The organism is Capnocytophaga sp. oral taxon 336 str. F0502, from assembly GCF_000411575.1.
Classification (GTDB): Bacteria; Bacteroidota; Bacteroidia; order Flavobacteriales; family Flavobacteriaceae; genus Capnocytophaga; species Capnocytophaga ochracea.
In genome coordinates this window covers 268419-286137 of record NZ_KE150491.1, presented here as the reverse complement: position 1 = coordinate 286137, position 17719 = coordinate 268419, and the positions used below count along the sequence as shown (strand labels likewise).

Sequence of the window (17719 nt, the reverse complement as noted above, 5' to 3'; positions counted from 1 at the left end):
TTTATTGTTGTTTTCATAATTAAAAAGGATTCTTAGCTCAGCTGGTTCAGAGCATCTGCCTTACAAGCAGAGGGTCACTGGTTCGAATCCAGTAGAGTCCACAAAAGCTACTCAGTACTGAGTAGCTTTTTTTGTTAATTATTCATTTAAACAACAAATGATTATCAAGTATTTATAATTTTATAAATTGTTAATTATTAATTAATAATTGTCTATTGATAATTATTTCTTACTTTTGCAATATTTTTAAACAGAAAAACAAAAATAATATGTTAGGATTACAAACTTCTGTAGACGTTGCGACTACTGCAACCGACACTGCTCCCGTCGCAGTACAAGAGAAAACCCTTTCTATAATGGAACTGATTCTAGATGGTGGTATGGGGAGTATCATTATTATTAGTATTTTATTTGTGATGCTCGCTGTAGCTCTTTTTCTCTATTTTGAACGCCTTTTTGCTATTAAGGCAGCTTCTAAGATGGATAAAACTTTTATGTATAAAATACGTGATTGTATCTCAGCTGGGCGCTTAGATGCTGCTAAAATGCTTTGTGTACAATCCAATACTCCTGTAGCACGCCTTATTGAAAAAGGGGTCTCTCGTATAGGTAAACCCCTTGAAGATATTAATAAAGCTATTGAAAATGCAGGTACTTTAGAGGTCTACAATCTTGAAAAGAATACGGCTATTCTCGCCACTATTGCGGGAGCAGGACCTATGATTGGTTTCTTAGGCACAGTTGTTGGTATGATTATGTCATTCCACGAAATGGCTTCAGCAGGCGGTCAGGCAGAGATGGGGTCATTAGCAAGTGGTATCTACACTGCGATGGCAACTACCGTAGCAGGGCTTATAGTAGGAATTATTGCTTATGTAGGCTACAACCACTTAGTAGTAAAAACTGATAAGGTGGTACACCTAATGGAAGCCAATGCTGTTGAATTCTTAGACTTGTTAAACGAACCTCTATAGGTCTTAAAAACTACTCTCATCTAATAATTAATTATGAAATTAAAAGGTAGAAATAAGATAAGTCCTGAGTTCAGTATGTCGTCTATGACGGACATTGTGTTCCTGTTGTTAATATTCTTTATGATTACTGCCAACAGCCCCAATGCACTCGATTTGTTATTACCTAAAGCTAAAGGTAAAAGCACCAACACACAAAACGTTTCAGTAAGCATTGATAAAGATTTAAACTATTTTCTTGACAAGAAACCTATTTCAGTAGATAATCTCGATACAGAGCTCAAATCAGCACTCAATGGAGTAGAAAATCCTACTATCATTTTGCGTGTAGAGGAAAGTGTTCCTATTGAAAATGCGGTAACAGTGATGGATGTGGCAAACCAAAACCAATTTAAGGTGATTTTGGCTGTCCGTCCAAAATAGAAAGGTATATGAATTTATTCGATACAGAACATAAACGTAAATCATTAGCACTCACTACGGCTGTGATGTGTTTAGTAATCCTCATACTGTTTTTTGCAGGAATGAAGTACTTAGATCCACCGCCCGAAAAAGGTGTAGAGGTTATTTATGGAGTCGATTTGGTAGGAATGGGCGAGCGCACTCCTCCGCCAAGTGCTGCTAAACAGGAAGAAACTAAAACGCCTCCTCAAACACAACCAGAACAGAGTACTTCACAAGAAGTAAAGGAAAACCTTTTGGCTCAAGATAACAACGAAGAAGTTTCTGTATCCGAAGTACCTAAAAAGAAAGAAAAAAAGAAAGAAACACCTAAAAAAGACACTCCAAAAGAGAGTCCCAAACCCGCTCCTAAACCTTCACGGGAAACTTCGGATGCGTTATCAAATATATTGGGAGCTGCCAATGCAGGTGGTAGTGGTACCTCAGGACAAGGAGATGGCAACCAACCTGGTTATCAAGGACAGATAGATGGTAGCCAGTACGCTAATTCTTATTATGGCTCAGGAGGTGGTAATGGTACTGGCAAAGGTTGGGGACTGAAAGGTCGTACTATTGCTTCACAAGGTAAAGTACCTCAAAATTGCAATGAAGAAGGACGCGTGGTAGTGCAAATAGAAGTAGACCGTAGTGGTAAAGTAGTAAAAGCTACTGCTGGTGTGAAAGGAACTACTAACTCTGCTCAGTGTTTGCTGGAAGCTGCTCGAAAAACAGCTGCTATGCACCGCTGGAACGCCGATGATAATGCTCCTGCACGTCAAGTAGGTTTTATTGTTATCAACTTTAAACTCGGAGAATAAGAAATAAATTAATAATTGGTAATTAATAATTAACAAGGATGAGATAATGGTTATAGTATAACTGATTATCTCATTTTTGATTGTACAACAACTAAAATTATCTTTAACATTGAATTATCAAGAAACACTTTCGTGGATGTTCAACCGCTTACCAATGTTTCAAACACAAGGTAAAACCGCTTTGAACAACAAATTAGATAATATCCTCACCTTTACTTCGGTGTTAGGAAATCCTCAAACAAAATTCAAAAGTTTGCATATCGCAGGCACTAATGGAAAAGGTTCTTCCAGCAGTATGCTCGCTTCTATCCTACAAGAGGCAGGATATAAGGTAGGATTGTACACCTCTCCACACCTCAAAGACTTCCGCGAACGTATCAAAATTAATGGGAAGGAAATACCCGAAGACTATGTGGTAAGTTTTATAGCTAAAAACAGACCCTTTTTGGAAGAATATCACCTCTCATTCTTTGAAATGACAGTAGGAATGGCGTTCAGCTATTTCGAGAATGAAAAAGTAGATATCGCTGTGATAGAAGTAGGTTTAGGAGGACGTTTTGACTCCACTAATATTATCACTCCCGAAGTTTCTCTTATTACCAATATCTCTAAAGACCATACTGATATTTTAGGGGATACTTTACCTAAAATAGCTTTTGAAAAAGCTGGTATTATCAAACAAAATGTGCCTGTAGTAATCAGTGAATATCAAGAGGAGACAGCTCCCGCCTTCACAGCAAAAGCTAAAGAAATGAATGCTCCTATTATTTTTGCCAATCACATAGAAACTTCTCTTACAACCGACCTTCAAGGTGCTTATCAAGAGAAAAACATCAAAGGAGTAATAGCCGTTACCGAATTGCTTATCCACCAGGGGTGGGATATTACTACGGAGAATATTGCACAAGGGCTTTTACACGTGGTGCACAATACAAACCTGAAAGGTCGTTGGCAAACCCTTGGCTCCGACCCTACTATCGTATGTGATACAGGACATAATGTGGGAGGACTTACTTATGTGATGGAACAACTCAAAAAGCAAACCTATACACATCTTCATATTGTAGTAGGTTTTGTAAAAGAAAAAGATGTAAATAGTGTTTTAGAGCTTTTCCCAAAAGAAGCTACCTATTATTTTTGCAGTCCTGCTATTGCAAGAGGACTTAATGTAGATACATTAAAGGAAATTGCCACTGCAAAAGGACTCCAAGGGGAGAGATATTCTTCAGTAGTAGAAGCCTTAAATGCCGCTAAGGCACAAGCGCTTCCCACTGACTTTATCTTTGTTGGAGGAAGCACGTTTGTAGTTGCGGAAGTGGTGTGAGAAGTATTAGGAACGAGTTAGAAGTTCTCATCAACGAGTGAAACTAAGGAAGATAATATAAACTATCTACTTTTCCATTATCAAAACACAAAACAGCGTCTCCTATAGTGATATTATGGTATTCATTAGGTTCTTTTTTATAGGTTGCTACTATTTCAGATAATGTTTTATCAAAAATAGACATATCATCTATAAACATACAGTAAGGAGATAAATATTTTTCTTTTCCAACAAATTTTTCTACCATTAAATAATGAATAGAAGTATTTTCATTAAAAGAAAACTCTATTTTGTAATTCAATGCATAAATGACATATAGCCGATGATCACTTGAATAATCATCTGCTATATTTTTTACAACTTCTATAGCTGTTAAAGCTGTATTAATTCCACCTTTTTTGAAGAAATCACTTGACTTTATAGTATACATTAGTTTACATATTTATTTTCAATAATGTCATTAAAACCCTAATATCATTTTGGCAATAAAAAAGTAAATCAAGATACCTAAAACATCGTTGCTAGTAGTGATAAACGGACCCGTAGCAACCGCTGGGTCAATACCGCGCTTGTGGAGAAGTATCGGGATAAAAGTGCCTATCACAGCAGCATTTACAATCACTGTAATGAGTGCTATGGCTACCGTAATACTTACCAAATACTCAGCTTGAAAAGCAAAATGGCTTACTAATATCACTATTCCTGCAATAGTTCCTCCGTTGATGAGTCCTAATAGAAATTCTTTAAACAACCGTTTGATAAGTTCGCCATCGATAGAATTATTTGCCAACCCTTGTACTATTATCGCCGATGATTGTACTCCCACATTTCCCGCAGTAGCTTGAATAAGCGGAATAAATATCAATAATATAGGGTAAATCATCATCGTATCCTGAAAACCATTGATAATACTCGCTGCACCTAATCCTCCGAACATTCCAATAAGTAACCAAGGCAAACGCGCTTTGGTAAGTTTCCATACACTATCGCTTGCCTCCACATCATTGGTAATACCTGCTGCCAACTGATAGTCTTTTTCAGCTTCTTCTTTTATCACGTCCACCACATCATCAATAGTGATGCGTCCCACAAGGCGTTTCATCTCATCAACTACAGGAATTGCCTCTAAGTCATACTTACTCATTATGTGAGCTACCTCTTCGGCAGTATCAGTAACGTATACATAGTCTACTTTTGGAATATAAATGTCTTTCACTTCTGAGCGTGTGGAAGTAGTAAGCAAATCTTTAAGTGAAAGTCGTCCTTTAAGCACATCATTATCATCTACCACATAAATAGAATGCACACGAGTAACGTGAGCCGCCTGTTCGCGCATTTCTTTTACGCATTTTAGCACATTCCAATTCTCATTTACCTTTACAAGTTCCTTCGCCATTAGTCCTCCCGCAGTATCTTCGCCATAACGAAGTAATTCTACGATGTCTTTGGCGTGTTCTACGTCCGTAATATGCGAAATAACCTCTGTTTTTCTATCTTCGGGCAATTCAGAGATGATATCCACCGCATCATCGGTGTCCAACTCGATGATTTCATCGGCAATTTCTTTTGCAGAAAGGTTTTTTAAGATATTCTCACGGTAATCATCGTCTAATTCTGTGAGTACATCTGATGTTTTCTCAGCATCAATTAAACGAATGATGTATACCCCCTCTTCAATATCCAATTCGTGAATGATTTCAGCTATATCGGCATAGTGCAAATCATTTAAGAGGGTTGTAAGTTCTTTATTTTGTTTTTCCTCAATGAGTTTATGGATTTTCTCAATGAGTTCATCTGTTATTTTAAAAGTTGTCATAGTTTTAAGACGTCAAATCGTTAGCTATCAAACTTGATTACTGATTTTTTTAGTAATAAAAACAAACTCTTGCCAAGACAATTGCTCAGGACGCTTATCAAATATAGGGTCTTGTTTTAAATTCTCATCTGTAAGTAGTGGTTTTAGGCTGTTGCGAAGGGTTTTTCGCCGTTGATTAAAAGCCGTTTTCACTACGGTAAAGAATAATCCTTCATCACAATCTAAATGGAAATCAGTTTTGCGTACTAATCGTATTACACCACTCTTTACTTTGGGCGGAGGATTAAAAACACTCTCCGAAACTGTGAATAAATAGCTCGTTTCATAAAAAGCCTGTACTAAAACTGACAAAATTCCATACGTTTTACTACCTTCGTGCTCGCATATACGTTCGGCAACCTCTTTCTGAAACATTCCACTAAACTCAGGAACGTATTCTCGCAGTTCAAGTAGTTTAAAAACGATTTGAGTAGATATATTATAAGGAAAATTACCTATAATGGCAAATGGTTCGGCTAAATAACCCGCTACATCATATTTCAAAAAGTCATCGGCAATTATTTTTCCTCTTAATGCAGGATAATTTGCCTCCAAATAATCTACCGATTCTTTATCGATTTCCACTATGTGCACATCAACGTCTTTTTTGAGCAAAAACTGAGTAAGCACGCCCATTCCAGCTCCTATTTCTACTACTTTTTTATAGTTTTTTAGCGATAATGTATCAGCTATTTTCTGTGCAATGTTCAAATCTTTTAAGAAATGTTGCCCTAAATGCTTTTTTGCTTTTACTAATTCCATTTATATACCTTTCAGCAAGGCTTTTAGTTGTTCTTTTGCAGAAGTATCGACTTTATTTCCTCATAATGGTCAGTTCCTACCAAAAACACTTTCTTTCTGTCCTTAGACACTATCCTGATTGCCTTATTATGTTTCGTATTATAGATGATACCTGCCGAAGTATAACGTATCCCAATGCCATAATACCAAGGAATATCAATGAATTGAATAGTAGAGACGTCCATTTCTTGAAAATTCATTCGTCTACTCAAAAAACCGATACCAAATGAAGCTACAATACCATAATCATCTATTACAATAGTGAGTTTATAGAATACAGCTACTAAAATAGCCACTAATAATAGAATTATTACCCAACCTCCTTTGTTTTGATAGCCTGAAAAAGCTATAATCCCTACAAAAAGAGCTAAAAAAGACAGTAATATATAAGAAAATTGTGTTTCTTTAAATTCTATAGCTGTTTTCATAATATTATTCTTTTGTGCAACTTAAAAATACACAGAAGCCACACCCTAAAATCTAATAAAAATTTATAAACAAGAAAAAGAACAAATTCTTAACTTTGGTGGCGGGTGGGCTTCTGTGCTAAAATGTTTATATTATTGCGTTACAACTAACTCTTTACGAGTTTACCAATGCTTTCAAGTAGTTGCGGACGGTCAGAAAGGGCTATCTTGGCTACTTCGTAAAATTCCTTCACCCATTTGTTCATTGCCTCAAAGGCTTTGTTCTTATCCTGAGTGGCTTGCTGGTCGATACCGCGCAATTTCACGTATTGCGCACGGAGCTCTTCCACTTTCGCAATGGCTGAAAGCTGTTCATCGGCGACGGCTTCGGTAAGTTTGAACCTGTCGAGCGCTGCTCGCTGGGTAGTAGTGGCTTTAATGCCCTCGTAAAGCTTTTTCGTGATGGCTAAACCTTCCAGATAATCGCGCGACATCGTTCCTTTTAATCCAAATGATACCAGCGCTTCGGGAGATGCTTTTAACGCTACTTTTGCGACCTTACGATGCTCTTTATATTTGTCGCTCATCGCTTTATAAGCCTTTTCAAACAAGGCTCTTTTCTCTACCGTTTGGCTTGTTTTTGCCAAATTATCGTTATAAGCGGCTTGTGCTTTGTCATAAAGCGCTTTACCTACTTTCATAGCCTCTTCATTGTATTGATATTCCTCTAACTGAGCTTTCAATTCGGCTATTTCACTGTAATTGGTAAATAACAAACGCCTGTTTTCAAGTATTTTTAATTCTGTGCTCTTTTCCTTCATAATATTACATATTTTAAAAGGTCTATAAATTAGTTGAAAAATGTTAAATCATTATGATTTACATTCATTTTTATACCGCAAAAATCCTGCCAAATAACATTGTACAAATTATTGTTTTTGTTTGTAGAAAAGCATTCTTTGTAAACTTCTCATATCAATTTAAAATAAGACGATAAGTTGTTACACTACTTTCGTTTATAGTTACAGTGGGTTATTTTGGCATTACAATACGCTTTTTACTTATTACTTAGTTTTGTTATCTTATTACTCTATTATCTTTTAAATTTACTTTCTTTTGTTTTACAACTGCAGCACTTTCTTTTGGTGTTACAAAGGGTTAAAATGTTCTATCAATTTCTTACTTTCCGGAGTAACAAGATAGCTAAGGTAAGGAAAATAAGGTTAGGCAAGAGGACAGCCATCAAAGGTGATAAGCCCCCTGAGGTTTGGGCAAGGGTTCCAAACACACGGTCGAAAAATACAAAGCTAAACCCTACGACTACCCCCACCATTAGGTTGATTCCCATTCCTCCGCGCTTTTTCACCGATGAAACAGCCACGCCGATAAGCGTAAGAATAAAGGCAGTACTTATAGCACCCCAACGGCGGTATTTTACCAATAGATACATATTTAAATTGGGTGAACCTTTCATCTTTTCGCGTTCAATAAACTTGTTTAGCTCAAACAAGTTCTTATTTTCCGCTGTATATTCCATAGGCATTAGGTCATCAGGCTTGAAATTGAATATCGTGTCTAACTGGTCGCGTTTCACTATCACATCGTCGCCCTCCCCTATCTTTCTTTTGGAGTAATTGGTAAGTCGATAGGTTTTCGTGCTGTCTATCCACTGAATCGTTTCGGCATTTATCTTTTCCGTCATCTTAATACCATTAAAATGTTCTACTGAAAAATTATACCCGCGTTTGTCTTGGTAGTTAAACGAGCTTACATAAAGATAATCGTTGTCAGAAAACTGATTGTAAAGGTCTGAAACGCTTTCCACCTTCGAAGAACGTATATACTTATTCCAAAAATCATTATACACAGTGCTGGCAGCGGGTACAATAAACATTCCCATAAAAAACACTATCACCGAAATGATACTCGCACCCACGATATACGGACGCAAAAAGCGCATATACGATACACCTGAGCTCTGGATAGCGATTATCTCGGTATTATTGGCTAACTTCGATGTAAACCAGATGATAGAGAGGAATAGCAAGATGGGAAACAATATATTGGCAAAATAAACGATAAAACTGAGGTAATACCACAGTATTTCGTTCATCGGAGCGCCCTTTTGTATCATCTTATCTACTTTTTCAGATAAATCTACGATAATTCCGATAGGAATAAAGAGAATTATCATCATAAAAAAGGTAAGAAGATAGCGTTTTAAGATGTACCAGTCGAGTATTTTCATTTTTTTGTTTTTTAAACCTCCTTCTATCCCCCTCCAAAGGGGGAATTAGCGACGCAAAAGCGTTTTTATCAGAAGTATATTAATTAATTTAATTTGTTTAAAGACGATTTGACATATCAGTAACCATTTTTGTCTTCCACGTAAGAAAAGTACCTGCTACAATTTGTCGGCGAGCTTCCCTCACAAGCCATAAATAGAAACCAAGATTGTGAATTGAAGCGATTTGTTTGCCCAAAAACTCGTTAGCAGCGAATAAATGACGTAAATAGGCTTTCGTGTAATAGGTATCTACGTAAGTATGCCCATCAGGGTCTATGGGCGAGAAATCATCTTCCCATTTTTTGTTTTTAATATTGATAATTCCTTTTGCAGTAAAGAGCATTCCGTTGCGAGCATTGCGCGTGGGCATTACACAATCCATCATATCCACTCCCAAAGCAATATTTTCCAATATATTAACAGGTGTACCTACTCCCATAAGGTATCGGGGCTTGTTTTTGGGGAGAATATCGCATACAAGTTCGGTTATTTCATACATTTGTTCTACGGGTTCACCTACTGATAGCCCCCCGATAGCGTTTCCGTCGGCATTTTTGCTTGCAATATATTCGGCAGACTGTGTACGAAGGTCTTTATAGACTGACCCTTGTACTATCGGGAATAAACTTTGATGATAACCGTATTTAGGAGGTACTTTTTCGAGGTGAGCAATGCATCTATCGAGCCACCTATGCGTGAGATGCATTGAACGTTTTGCATAACCGTATTCACAAGGATAAGGCGTGCATTCATCAAAAGCCATCATAATATCAGCACCTATACTGCGCTCTATTTCCATTACTTTTTCGGGTGAAAAAACGTGAAAAGAGCCATCGATATGACTTTTGAACTTTACACCTTCTTCTTTTATCTTTCGGTTGGCAGCCAATGAATATACTTGATAACCACCGCTATCGGTAAGTATGTTTCTATCCCAATTAATAAACTTATGTAAGCCTCCTGCTTTTTCCAAAATGGGTGTTTGAGGTCGCAAATAGAGGTGATAGGTGTTTCCCAAGATGATATCGGCATTAATATCGTCTTTCAGTTCGCGTTGGTGCACTCCTTTTACGCTTCCCACCGTTCCCACAGGCATAAAAATGGGGGTTTCAATCACGCCGTGGCTGGTAGTAATCTTCCCAGCACGTGCTTTAGTATGTTCGTCTGTTTTTAGTATTTCAAAATCCATAGTTGAAACATTTTCGGGCGCAAAGGTAGGGAAGAATTAGCAAATTAGCAAATTAGAAAAGCTAGCAAATAGGCTAATATCTCTTTCAGAATAACTGAGTAAAGGCGTAAATAGCCAAACCGACTAATCCGCCTACCAAAGTGCCATTGATACGGATAAATTGGAGGTCTTTACCTACTTCCAATTCAAGTTTTTCGCTCAATTCGCGTCCCTCCCAGTTCTCCACCGTATGACTGATGAGTTTCCCCACTTCTTCTTTGTTTTTTAGCACAAACTGATAGGCAGTTTTCTGTACCCAAGCGTCTATTTGATGTTGCAGCTGGGCATTTTGGCGGAGTTCATCGGTGAGGCGCTCCGTAGCGGTGCGCAATAGCTTTGCAAGATGTTGTTCCCACTCAGGAGTATTGAGTTTTTCAGCAAATTCATATAATTGCGCTGTAATTTCAGCCCTGATAGGGTGTGTTTCATCTTCCGATGCTTTTACAACTAACTGATAGAGCCCATTGCTTACCTTCCGAGTAATTGTATCTTTAATAAACGATGGAACAAGAGGAGAAAATTGGCTGTCAATTTCGTGTTGCACCAGCTCTTGATGTTCGGCGAGATAAGTAGCTACCTTTTCAAAAGCTCTTCGAAGGAATTTCTGATGTTTATTCTCGTCTAAAAAAGTGGTGAGAACTTCGCTTACTTTTGCATTGAGAGGTATTTTTCTTACAAAAGTTTCTATCTGGTGAGGAGTACTTTCTTTCGAGAGCCACTCAACTATAAATGATGATATTTTAATATCGGTGATGTAAGGGCGTATCTGTTTAGGTTTAAGGAAGTTCTCCACCACGAAATCACCTAAATTCTCCCCGATGTCATTCTTTCTTTCCTCAATGAGATTGGTATGTGGAATGTTTAATCCTAATGGTTTGTGAAAGAGCGCTGTTACTGCAAACCAATCGGCAAGCGCTCCTACCATAGCGGCTTCGGAAAAAGCCTTTATATAACCTATAAAAGTGAGTTCGAGAGCTTTTTTATGCCATACCATCATAGCCATATAAATGATGAGCATCAAAACAAAGAGCCCCGTAGCTATATTCTTGTGGTGTTGTAGTTTTTGGCGCTTGGAACTGTTCATAAATTATCAGTTTTTCAGGCGCAAAGGTACGAAGAAAAGTGGGAAAAATAAAAAAGTTGAGTAATATAAATTGTCAGATAGTAATTATTGCCTATCTTTGCATCAGTTTATTCTAAATAGTAGTATTTTAAAACTTGTAATAAAGATGATAAAAAAGCACTTTTTAAAAACATTAGCCGTAGGAATAATTGCTTTACTTACTCTTTCATTTGTACAGCAAGCAACTGTTAAAAAATACAAATGCCTCATACAACTCACCAATTACAAGGGTGAAGGAGCCTACATAGTAGTTTCACTCATCAATCCCGAAGGTAAATATGAGCAAACACTACAAATTCTTGGAGATGATCCTGAATGGTACGACGATCTTACTCAATGGTGGAAGTTTTATGGCAAACGCCAGACAATTGATGGGATTACGGGAGCTACCATTAGCGGAGGTGAACGCGCTGTAAAGATACTTACAATTGATGATAGTAAACTGAACAAGGGCTACAAAATACGTTTTGAGACTGCCGTTGAAGATGAATATTACTACGCTAAAGATGCTGAAATGGAATTTAAAACCGAAAATCTTAACACTAAAGTTGAAGGTAAAGGATATATCCGTTATGTGAGATTAATGCCTAACGATTGACAATCTCCTTAAAGAAATTATGAGTAAAGAAATTATTTTAGACCGTTTATGGGCATTAGAAGACTCTCCTTATAGAGATTTTACAGCGAATTTGATTCCCACTATGGAGAAATCTCGTATTATAGGGGTTAGAATACCTGCAATGCGAGCGTTGGCTAAAGAATTAGTAAAGCATTACCCCACTGAAGCAATGTCTTTCTTAGAAGAGTTACCTCATTATTATTATGAGGAGAATAATCTACACGGTTTTATCATTGAACAGTTAAAAGATTTTGATAAAGCGATGCAATATACAGAGCGGTTCCTCCCTTATATTGATAATTGGGCTACGTGTGATACTTTTGCTCCTAAAATCTTCTTGAAATACCCCGAAGAGACATTAAAACACATCAAACAATGGATTACAAGCAAAGAAACCTATACAGTACGTTACGGAATTGGGTTGTTATTGTCTAATTATTTAGATGCTCTTTTTAAGGAAGAATACTTAACCTGGGTAGCAAAAATTACCTCAGATGAATATTACATAAATATGATGATAGCGTGGTACTTTGCTACTGCTTTAACAAAACAATATGAAGCAACAATCCCTTACATAGAATCAAAAACACTTTCTCCTTTTGTTCAAAATAAGAGTATACAAAAAGCAAGAGAAAGCCGTCGTATTTCCGAAGATACTAAAAAATATTTGTTGCAGTTTAAACTCTAATCTTGTTCTTCTCTTTCAAAAAAACTAAATACGTTCCCTCCATATTTCTTCGCTTGTGAGAAGAATGGCTGTTCTGATAAATCTGTTTTAGACGAATGTTCAATAATGAGCATTCCATTTTCAGTAAGTAAGTTTTGATTGAAGACAATATCGGCAATAGTAACAAACTTTTCAATCGGGAAATCATACGGAGGGTCAGCAAAGATAACATCAAACTGCTGAGTAGTACGTTTTAAATATTCATATACATCGGCTTTAAGTGCTGTAATAGGGTAGACTAATTCACGTGCTATTTTATTGATAAATTGCACACAACCGTTATGGTTATCAACTGATAATACTGAGGGGCAACCTCTACTGGCAAACTCATAGCTAATATTTCCTGTTCCTGCAAAAAGGTCGAGTACAGAAAGTTCTTCAAAATAATAATAGTTATTGAGTATATTAAAAAGAGCTTCCTTCGCAAAATCGGTAGTAGGGCGAACTGGCAATTTATTAGGTGCTATAAGCTGTTTCCCTTTATTCTTCCCTGATATTATTCTCATAAAGATTAACCTTTTTATTGAACAGTTTCCCTCACTGTTAAACTCTGCATTACCTCGTTCATAGCTTCTTGGGTAAAGGATAAACTCATTAATTATTCTTCCGTTTCTTTCATTGTGTGGTACACCTGTTGCACGTCCTCATCTTCCTCTATCTTCTCGAGAAGTTTCTCCACATCGGCTTGTTCTTCAGGGGTAAGTTCTTTCGTTACTTGTGGAATACGCTCAAAGCCTGACGATAAGATTTCTATGTTACGGCTTTCTAACTCTTTTTGGATAGCTCCAAAGCTCTCAAAAGGCGCATAGATGAGGATACCGTCTTCGTCTACAAACACTTCTTCTGCCCCGAAGTCTATCATTTCGAGTTCCAACTCTTCGGGGTCTATCCCATTGCCATTAATACGGAAGTTACAAGTGTGGTCGAACATAAACTCCACTGACCCCGATGTGCCTAAAGTACCATTACACTTGTTAAAATAACTGCGGATATTAGCTACGGTACGGTTGTTATTGTCGGTTGCCGTTTCTATGAGTACAGCAATACCGTGAGGAGCATAACCTTCAAAAAGGACTTCTTTATAGTTTGCAGTATCTTTTTCAGTTGCTTTTTTGATGGCACGCTCAATATTTTCTTTAGGCATATTGGCGGCTTTGGCATTCTGTATCACGGCACGCAAACGCGAGTTACTCTCAGGGTGAGGACCTCCTTCTTTCACTGCCATTACGATGTCTTTCCCTAAACGGGTAAATGTTTTTGCCATTGCTGCCCAACGCTTAAATTTACGGGCTTTTCTAAATTCAAATGCTCTTCCCATTTTTATTTCAGTTATTAGTTATTAGTTTGTTATCTGTCTGTTCTGTTGTTTTAATCAAAATTTGGTTATTCACAAAGTGTAAAGGTGTCTCAGGAAAGTCAAGATGAGTAAGCCGTTTCATCTCATTAAACACCTTGCAATCATTATCGAGTTTTAATCCTTTCACTTTCGTCTGTTTCACTGAAATCACATTGGCATAAAGAAAATTGCCTTTGCGGTCAATCTTAATATCAAGCAAAGGAGCAATACCATTAACTTCTTGCAGATTAAAATGCCCATAAGTATTGAAATTTCCCATACTATAAGCGATAAACTTCCTATTGTACACTTCCACCGCGCGGGTAACGTGAGGCCCGTGCCCCAATACAATATCAGCACCTGCGTCTATTACCGAGTGCGCAAACTTATACACATTCCCCCTATTTTCACCGAAAAAAAACTCATCAGCTCTCGGCACGCGTGTATTTTTAGAGCCTTCAGCACCTCCGTGGAAAGAAACAATAAGGATATCCGCCTGTGGGCGCAATTCCTTTACCAAATTGGTAGCCTGCTCTATGTTGTTTATCGATAGCATATTGCTATTGGGCGAAAAAGCACAAAAACCGTACTTTATGCCTTCTTTCTCAAATACAACCGACTTTTTTTCTACTGGTCCTGCGTGGTATATACCCACCTTATCGAGTATTTTAGCCGTATTGCGCCGTCCTTTTTCACCAAAGTCATTGGCGTGATTATTAGCGGTACTCATCAGGTTAAAACCTGCTTCCTTAATGATTTTCCCATAGCGGTTGGGCATACGGAAAACATAGCAAGGACTCTCTTCTGTATCCTTGCACTTCTCCGAATCGCCACTATCGAGTATCGCTCCTTCTAAATTTCCGAACACAATATCACCTTTCAGATAGGGTTTTACGTATTTAAAACTGTTCACCGCATCGTCCTTAGGCAAATAACCAGCAGGAAAACCCGAGCCTATCATCACATCGCCAACGGCTACTATGGTAAGCGTATCTTTGGTACGAACGAGTAAGGTATCAACAGTAGTATGCACCAAACTATCTATTTGGGCTGTAGCATATCCACTAAAACTTAATGCTATTAACAATAAGATTCTCTGCATCTTATCCTTTATTTTTCGGCAATCACATCAATTCCTCCTTTTACGGTCTGATTGAGTTGTACATTTATTTTCGTCCCCAAAGGCAAATACACGTCTACACGCGACCCGAATTTGATAAATCCAGCATCTTCGCCTTGTACCACTGTTTCACCCACTTTGGCATAATTCACAATGCGTTTAGCCAATGCTCCCGCTATTTGTCGGTATAACACTTCACCGAACACAGGGTTATCTACCACTATGGTAGTACGTTCATTCTCTTCCGAAGCCTTAGGGTGCCACGCTACCAAATACTTTCCCGGGTGATACTCGCTATAAGTAACCTTTCCGCCTAAAGCATAACGAGTTACGTGCACATTCACAGGCGACATAAAAATCGATACCTGCAAACGTTTATCTTTAAAATATTCTTTCTCAAACACTTCTTCTATCACCACCACCTTACCGTCTACGGGAGCGATAATATGCTGGTCATTTTTAGGCGTAATGCGTTTAGGATTTCTAAAGAACTGCAATATAGCTATCAAAAATAAAAAAGCTACTATCTGTATAAGCTTCTTAAGCCACGGTATATCAACAAAATAATGCGCTATAAGCGATATACCTATCACGGCGAATAGCGTAATGAGAATAATCTTAAAACCTTCCTTGTGAAACATTGTATGCAATTATTTTAGGGTGCAAAGATACGAAAGAATTAACAAATTGCAACGCACAATAAATATTTTTCAACCATAATTCTTGGTCTTCCCTATTTTTTTACTACTTTTGCCCTCTGACATTAAAACTTTAATAACTATTGCATTTTTTTTGGCATATCGGCAATTTTAACATTTTTTCCTCAATGTCGAAAATTGAAGTTTTTACCAATTGAAATACAGCTTAATAAGACGTTAGCTTCGGCTTACCTTCGTCTTAGGTTCGTCTTTCCTTCGTCTTAGCTTCGCTCTAACACCATCTAAACGGCAGAGTAGCTGTAACTCTTATATAACTGATTAATAAATATTTAATATTTTTCATAGCAATAAAGATAAAGAAGTGTTTTAATCAATTTTTTTGAAGAAAATGCACGGTTTTTATATATTTTAACATTTTTTTCTCAGTTTTCTAATCAGTACTCCACTTAAATAAATAATACTGATAATCAATTATATTTAATGAATTACATAGAATACACTTTTACCATTGCCCCTATGGGGGTTGCTTCTGAAATATTAGTTGCCGAACTCGCCGAAGTAGGCTTTGAGAGCTTTGTAGATACCGAAACCGGTTTGCAGGCTTATATACAAGAACCCTTTTGGAATGCTGATATACTCTCTGACATACAGATACTTCACAGCGAGGAGTTCCAAATTACCTACACACATCAAACTATTGAACAGGTGAACTGGAATGAGGAATGGGAAAAACACTTCGAACCTATCACCATAGACGATGAGTGTACCGTTCGTGCTACCTTTCACCCCGAAGCACATACCCCTTATGAAATTGTTATCGACCCTAAGATGAGTTTCGGTACTGGTCATCACGAAACTACTTATATGATGTTGCAATTTCTTTTAAAAGAGGAACTCAAAGGCAAAAAGGTGCTCGATATGGGTTGTGGCACAAGCGTACTCGCTATTATGGCAGCCAAACGCGGTGCTACCGAGGTACTCGCTATTGATGTAGACGAATGGTGTGTAGAGAACTCCACAGAAAACGTAGAACGCAATGGCTGTGAGCACATCAAAGTACAGTTGGGAGATGCTTCTTCACTGGCTAATGAAAAAGACTTCGACCTTATTATTGCGAATATCAACCGTAATATTCTCTTAAACGATATACCGCAGTATGTGCCAGCTCTCAAAACAGGAGGCACTCTCTTGCTCAGTGGTTTTTACAAGGAAGATATACCTCTTATCCGCGAAAAAGCGGAAGCATACGGTTTGCAATACATCAAGAACTTAGAACGCAACAACTGGGTAGCAGTAAAATTCAAAAAACAAGCCTAATGAGTACTTTTGCCGATAGAATTATCAACTTCAACACACATTTAGAGTATAACCAATCCTTGCCTAAGGGTTTTGATGTGCTCAATCCTTATATAGATAACCCTGAAACTATGGAGGTAATGCGTGCTTTTTATCACAAATTCTACAACGATAACCGTCAGCGGAAATTCATTATAGGTATCAATCCCAGCCGACACGGGGCAGGGGTTACAGGCGTTCCTTTTACTGATACCAAGCGATTAGAAAGCGAGTGTGGTATTGTAATGAAGTCTGCACATACCCACGAAGTATCATCGGTTTTTATGTATGATATGATAAAAGCATACGGTGGAGTTACTAAGTTCTACAATGATTTTTATATCAATTCTCCTTTTCCTTTGGCTATTGTGCGAAAAGCCTCTGACGGCAAATGGCTCAATGCTAATTATTACGATGAAGAGGCACTCTTCAAATCATTAAAGGATTATATGATAGAAACTTTAAAAAAGCATATCGCCTTAGGAGTAGATACTCAAAAGGTGTTCGTATTAGGCAAAAAGAACGCTACTTTTTTACAAAAATTGAATAAAGAAGCTGCTTTATTTGGTGAAATGGTAGTATTAGAGCATCCTCGCTTTATCCAACAGTATAAATCAAAAGAAAAACAGTTGTATATCGATAAGTTTTTGACGAGTTTTGGAATATAG

The 17719-nt window shown here is 37.5% G+C and carries 20 protein-coding genes and 1 tRNA gene; 9 read left to right on the top strand and 12 right to left on the bottom strand.

Annotated features, from left to right (window positions below; translation table 11 throughout):
- Positions 1-26: 26 nt before the first annotated feature.
- The 5 genes from HMPREF1528_RS09210 (at position 27) to HMPREF1528_RS09190 (ending at position 3554) form a co-directional block, all read left to right on the top strand.
- Positions 27-101, top strand: a tRNA-Val gene (locus HMPREF1528_RS09210).
- A 168-nt stretch (positions 102-269) separates the two neighbouring features.
- Positions 270-974, top strand: a complete 705-nt coding sequence (locus HMPREF1528_RS09205; RefSeq protein ID WP_002672085.1) for a MotA/TolQ/ExbB proton channel family protein — start codon at positions 270-272, stop codon at positions 972-974.
- Positions 975-1007: 33 nt separating this feature from the next.
- A complete protein-coding gene (locus HMPREF1528_RS09200; RefSeq protein WP_015782974.1) occupies positions 1008-1394 on the top strand; it encodes an ExbD/TolR family protein in 387 nt (128 codons plus the stop codon).
- An 8-nt stretch (positions 1395-1402) separates the two neighbouring features.
- Positions 1403-2230, top strand: a complete 828-nt coding sequence (locus HMPREF1528_RS09195; RefSeq protein ID WP_016479536.1) for an energy transducer TonB — start codon at positions 1403-1405, stop codon at positions 2228-2230.
- Between the two features lie 109 nt (positions 2231-2339).
- Positions 2340-3554, top strand: a complete 1215-nt coding sequence (locus HMPREF1528_RS09190) for a bifunctional folylpolyglutamate synthase/dihydrofolate synthase (protein ID WP_016479535.1) — start codon at positions 2340-2342, stop codon at positions 3552-3554.
- Positions 3555-3597: 43 nt separating this feature from the next.
- On the opposite strand, the gene HMPREF1528_RS09185 is transcribed toward HMPREF1528_RS09190, so the two are convergent.
- The 8 genes from HMPREF1528_RS09185 to HMPREF1528_RS09150 all read right to left on the bottom strand — a co-directional run bounded on the left by HMPREF1528_RS09185 (position 3598) and on the right by HMPREF1528_RS09150 (position 11216).
- On the bottom strand, positions 3598-3984 hold the full coding sequence (locus HMPREF1528_RS09185) for a hypothetical protein (protein WP_002672089.1): 387 nt from the start codon (positions 3982-3984) through the stop codon (positions 3598-3600).
- 30 nt (positions 3985-4014) lie between these two features.
- Complete coding sequence (gene mgtE, locus HMPREF1528_RS09180) at positions 4015-5370, bottom strand: magnesium transporter (RefSeq protein WP_016479534.1); 1356 nt, start codon at positions 5368-5370, stop codon at positions 4015-4017.
- Between the two features lie 27 nt (positions 5371-5397).
- Positions 5398-6171, bottom strand: a complete 774-nt coding sequence (gene rsmA, locus HMPREF1528_RS09175; RefSeq protein ID WP_016479533.1) for a 16S rRNA (adenine(1518)-N(6)/adenine(1519)-N(6))-dimethyltransferase RsmA — start codon at positions 6169-6171, stop codon at positions 5398-5400.
- A gap of 23 nt (positions 6172-6194) precedes the next feature.
- On the bottom strand, positions 6195-6638 hold the full coding sequence (locus tag HMPREF1528_RS09170; RefSeq protein WP_016479532.1) for a hypothetical protein: 444 nt from the start codon (positions 6636-6638) through the stop codon (positions 6195-6197).
- Between the two features lie 146 nt (positions 6639-6784).
- The gene (locus HMPREF1528_RS09165; protein ID WP_016479531.1) at positions 6785-7438 is read right to left on the bottom strand and encodes a hypothetical protein; all 654 of its coding nucleotides are present in this window, start codon (positions 7436-7438) and stop codon (positions 6785-6787) included.
- Positions 7439-7788: 350 nt separating this feature from the next.
- Positions 7789-8865 carry an LptF/LptG family permease gene (locus tag HMPREF1528_RS09160; RefSeq protein WP_015782981.1) on the bottom strand — a complete coding sequence of 359 codons (1077 nt, stop codon included), beginning with the start codon at positions 8863-8865 and terminating at the stop codon, positions 7789-7791.
- Positions 8866-8962: 97 nt separating this feature from the next.
- Positions 8963-10093: a tRNA guanosine(34) transglycosylase Tgt gene (gene tgt, locus HMPREF1528_RS09155; RefSeq protein ID WP_016479530.1), complete on the bottom strand. Its 1131-nt coding sequence runs from the start codon at positions 10091-10093 to the stop codon at positions 8963-8965.
- An 85-nt stretch (positions 10094-10178) separates the two neighbouring features.
- Positions 10179-11216 carry a DUF445 domain-containing protein gene (locus HMPREF1528_RS09150; RefSeq protein ID WP_016479529.1) on the bottom strand — a complete coding sequence of 346 codons (1038 nt, stop codon included), beginning with the start codon at positions 11214-11216 and terminating at the stop codon, positions 10179-10181.
- A 145-nt stretch (positions 11217-11361) separates the two neighbouring features.
- Here HMPREF1528_RS09150 and HMPREF1528_RS09145 point away from each other — a divergent pair, with 145 nt between their 5' ends.
- A complete protein-coding gene (locus HMPREF1528_RS09145) occupies positions 11362-11853 on the top strand; it encodes a DUF2271 domain-containing protein (protein WP_016479528.1) in 492 nt (163 codons plus the stop codon).
- Between the two features lie 19 nt (positions 11854-11872).
- Positions 11873-12562, top strand: a complete 690-nt coding sequence (locus HMPREF1528_RS09140; RefSeq protein WP_016479527.1) for a DNA alkylation repair protein — start codon at positions 11873-11875, stop codon at positions 12560-12562.
- On the opposite strand, the gene HMPREF1528_RS09135 is transcribed toward HMPREF1528_RS09140, so the two are convergent.
- From HMPREF1528_RS09135 to HMPREF1528_RS09120, 4 genes are all read right to left on the bottom strand, one after another.
- Complete coding sequence (locus tag HMPREF1528_RS09135; RefSeq protein WP_015782985.1) at positions 12559-13107, bottom strand: RsmD family RNA methyltransferase; 549 nt, start codon at positions 13105-13107, stop codon at positions 12559-12561. The genes HMPREF1528_RS09140 and HMPREF1528_RS09135 overlap by 4 nt on opposite strands.
- A 92-nt stretch (positions 13108-13199) precedes the next feature.
- Positions 13200-13919 (bottom strand): YebC/PmpR family DNA-binding transcriptional regulator, encoded by a 720-nt coding sequence (locus HMPREF1528_RS09130; RefSeq protein WP_016479526.1) that lies wholly within the window; start codon positions 13917-13919, stop codon positions 13200-13202.
- 7 nt (positions 13920-13926) lie between these two features.
- On the bottom strand, positions 13927-15039 hold the full coding sequence (locus HMPREF1528_RS09125) for a CapA family protein (protein WP_016479525.1): 1113 nt from the start codon (positions 15037-15039) through the stop codon (positions 13927-13929).
- Positions 15040-15047: 8 nt separating this feature from the next.
- Positions 15048-15698, bottom strand: coding sequence for a phosphatidylserine decarboxylase family protein (locus tag HMPREF1528_RS09120; RefSeq protein ID WP_009422183.1), 651 nt, complete (start codon positions 15696-15698; stop codon positions 15048-15050).
- A 498-nt stretch (positions 15699-16196) separates the two neighbouring features.
- Between HMPREF1528_RS09120 and prmA the strand changes: the two genes are divergently transcribed.
- Positions 16197-17033, top strand: a complete 837-nt coding sequence (prmA, locus tag HMPREF1528_RS09115; protein WP_016479524.1) for a 50S ribosomal protein L11 methyltransferase — start codon at positions 16197-16199, stop codon at positions 17031-17033.
- A complete protein-coding gene (locus HMPREF1528_RS09110) occupies positions 17033-17719 on the top strand; it encodes an SMUG2 DNA glycosylase family protein (RefSeq protein WP_016479523.1) in 687 nt (228 codons plus the stop codon). The genes prmA and HMPREF1528_RS09110 overlap by 1 nt, the downstream gene beginning before the upstream one ends.

Bases quoted from the DNA above. Each gene is read 5' to 3' on its own strand.
- HMPREF1528_RS09145 (WP_016479528.1), top strand. From the start codon at position 11,362: ATGATAAAAAAGCACTTTTTAAAAACATTAGCCGTAGGAATAATTGCT.
- HMPREF1528_RS09160 (WP_015782981.1), bottom strand. From the start codon at position 8,865: ATGAAAATACTCGACTGGTACATCTTAAAACGCTATCTTCTTACCTTT.
- HMPREF1528_RS09205 (WP_002672085.1), top strand. From the start codon at position 270: ATGTTAGGATTACAAACTTCTGTAGACGTTGCGACTACTGCAACCGAC.
- HMPREF1528_RS09135 (WP_015782985.1), bottom strand. From the start codon at position 13,107: ATGAGAATAATATCAGGGAAGAATAAAGGGAAACAGCTTATAGCACCT.
- tgt (WP_016479530.1), bottom strand. From the start codon at position 10,093: ATGGATTTTGAAATACTAAAAACAGACGAACATACTAAAGCACGTGCT.
- rsmA (WP_016479533.1), bottom strand. From the start codon at position 6,171: ATGGAATTAGTAAAAGCAAAAAAGCATTTAGGGCAACATTTCTTAAAA.
- HMPREF1528_RS09140 (WP_016479527.1), top strand. From the start codon at position 11,873: ATGAGTAAAGAAATTATTTTAGACCGTTTATGGGCATTAGAAGACTCT.
- mgtE (WP_016479534.1), bottom strand. From the start codon at position 5,370: ATGACAACTTTTAAAATAACAGATGAACTCATTGAGAAAATCCATAAA.
- HMPREF1528_RS09165 (WP_016479531.1), bottom strand. From the start codon at position 7,438: ATGAAGGAAAAGAGCACAGAATTAAAAATACTTGAAAACAGGCGTTTG.
- prmA (WP_016479524.1), top strand. From the start codon at position 16,197: ATGAATTACATAGAATACACTTTTACCATTGCCCCTATGGGGGTTGCT.
- HMPREF1528_RS09150 (WP_016479529.1), bottom strand. From the start codon at position 11,216: ATGAACAGTTCCAAGCGCCAAAAACTACAACACCACAAGAATATAGCT.
- HMPREF1528_RS09125 (WP_016479525.1), bottom strand. From the start codon at position 15,039: ATGCAGAGAATCTTATTGTTAATAGCATTAAGTTTTAGTGGATATGCT.
- HMPREF1528_RS09185 (WP_002672089.1), bottom strand. From the start codon at position 3,984: ATGTATACTATAAAGTCAAGTGATTTCTTCAAAAAAGGTGGAATTAAT.
- HMPREF1528_RS09120 (WP_009422183.1), bottom strand. From the start codon at position 15,698: ATGTTTCACAAGGAAGGTTTTAAGATTATTCTCATTACGCTATTCGCC.
- HMPREF1528_RS09170 (WP_016479532.1), bottom strand. From the start codon at position 6,638: ATGAAAACAGCTATAGAATTTAAAGAAACACAATTTTCTTATATATTA.
- HMPREF1528_RS09130 (WP_016479526.1), bottom strand. From the start codon at position 13,919: ATGGGAAGAGCATTTGAATTTAGAAAAGCCCGTAAATTTAAGCGTTGG.
- HMPREF1528_RS09195 (WP_016479536.1), top strand. From the start codon at position 1,403: ATGAATTTATTCGATACAGAACATAAACGTAAATCATTAGCACTCACT.
- HMPREF1528_RS09200 (WP_015782974.1), top strand. From the start codon at position 1,008: ATGAAATTAAAAGGTAGAAATAAGATAAGTCCTGAGTTCAGTATGTCG.
- HMPREF1528_RS09110 (WP_016479523.1), top strand. From the start codon at position 17,033: ATGAGTACTTTTGCCGATAGAATTATCAACTTCAACACACATTTAGAG.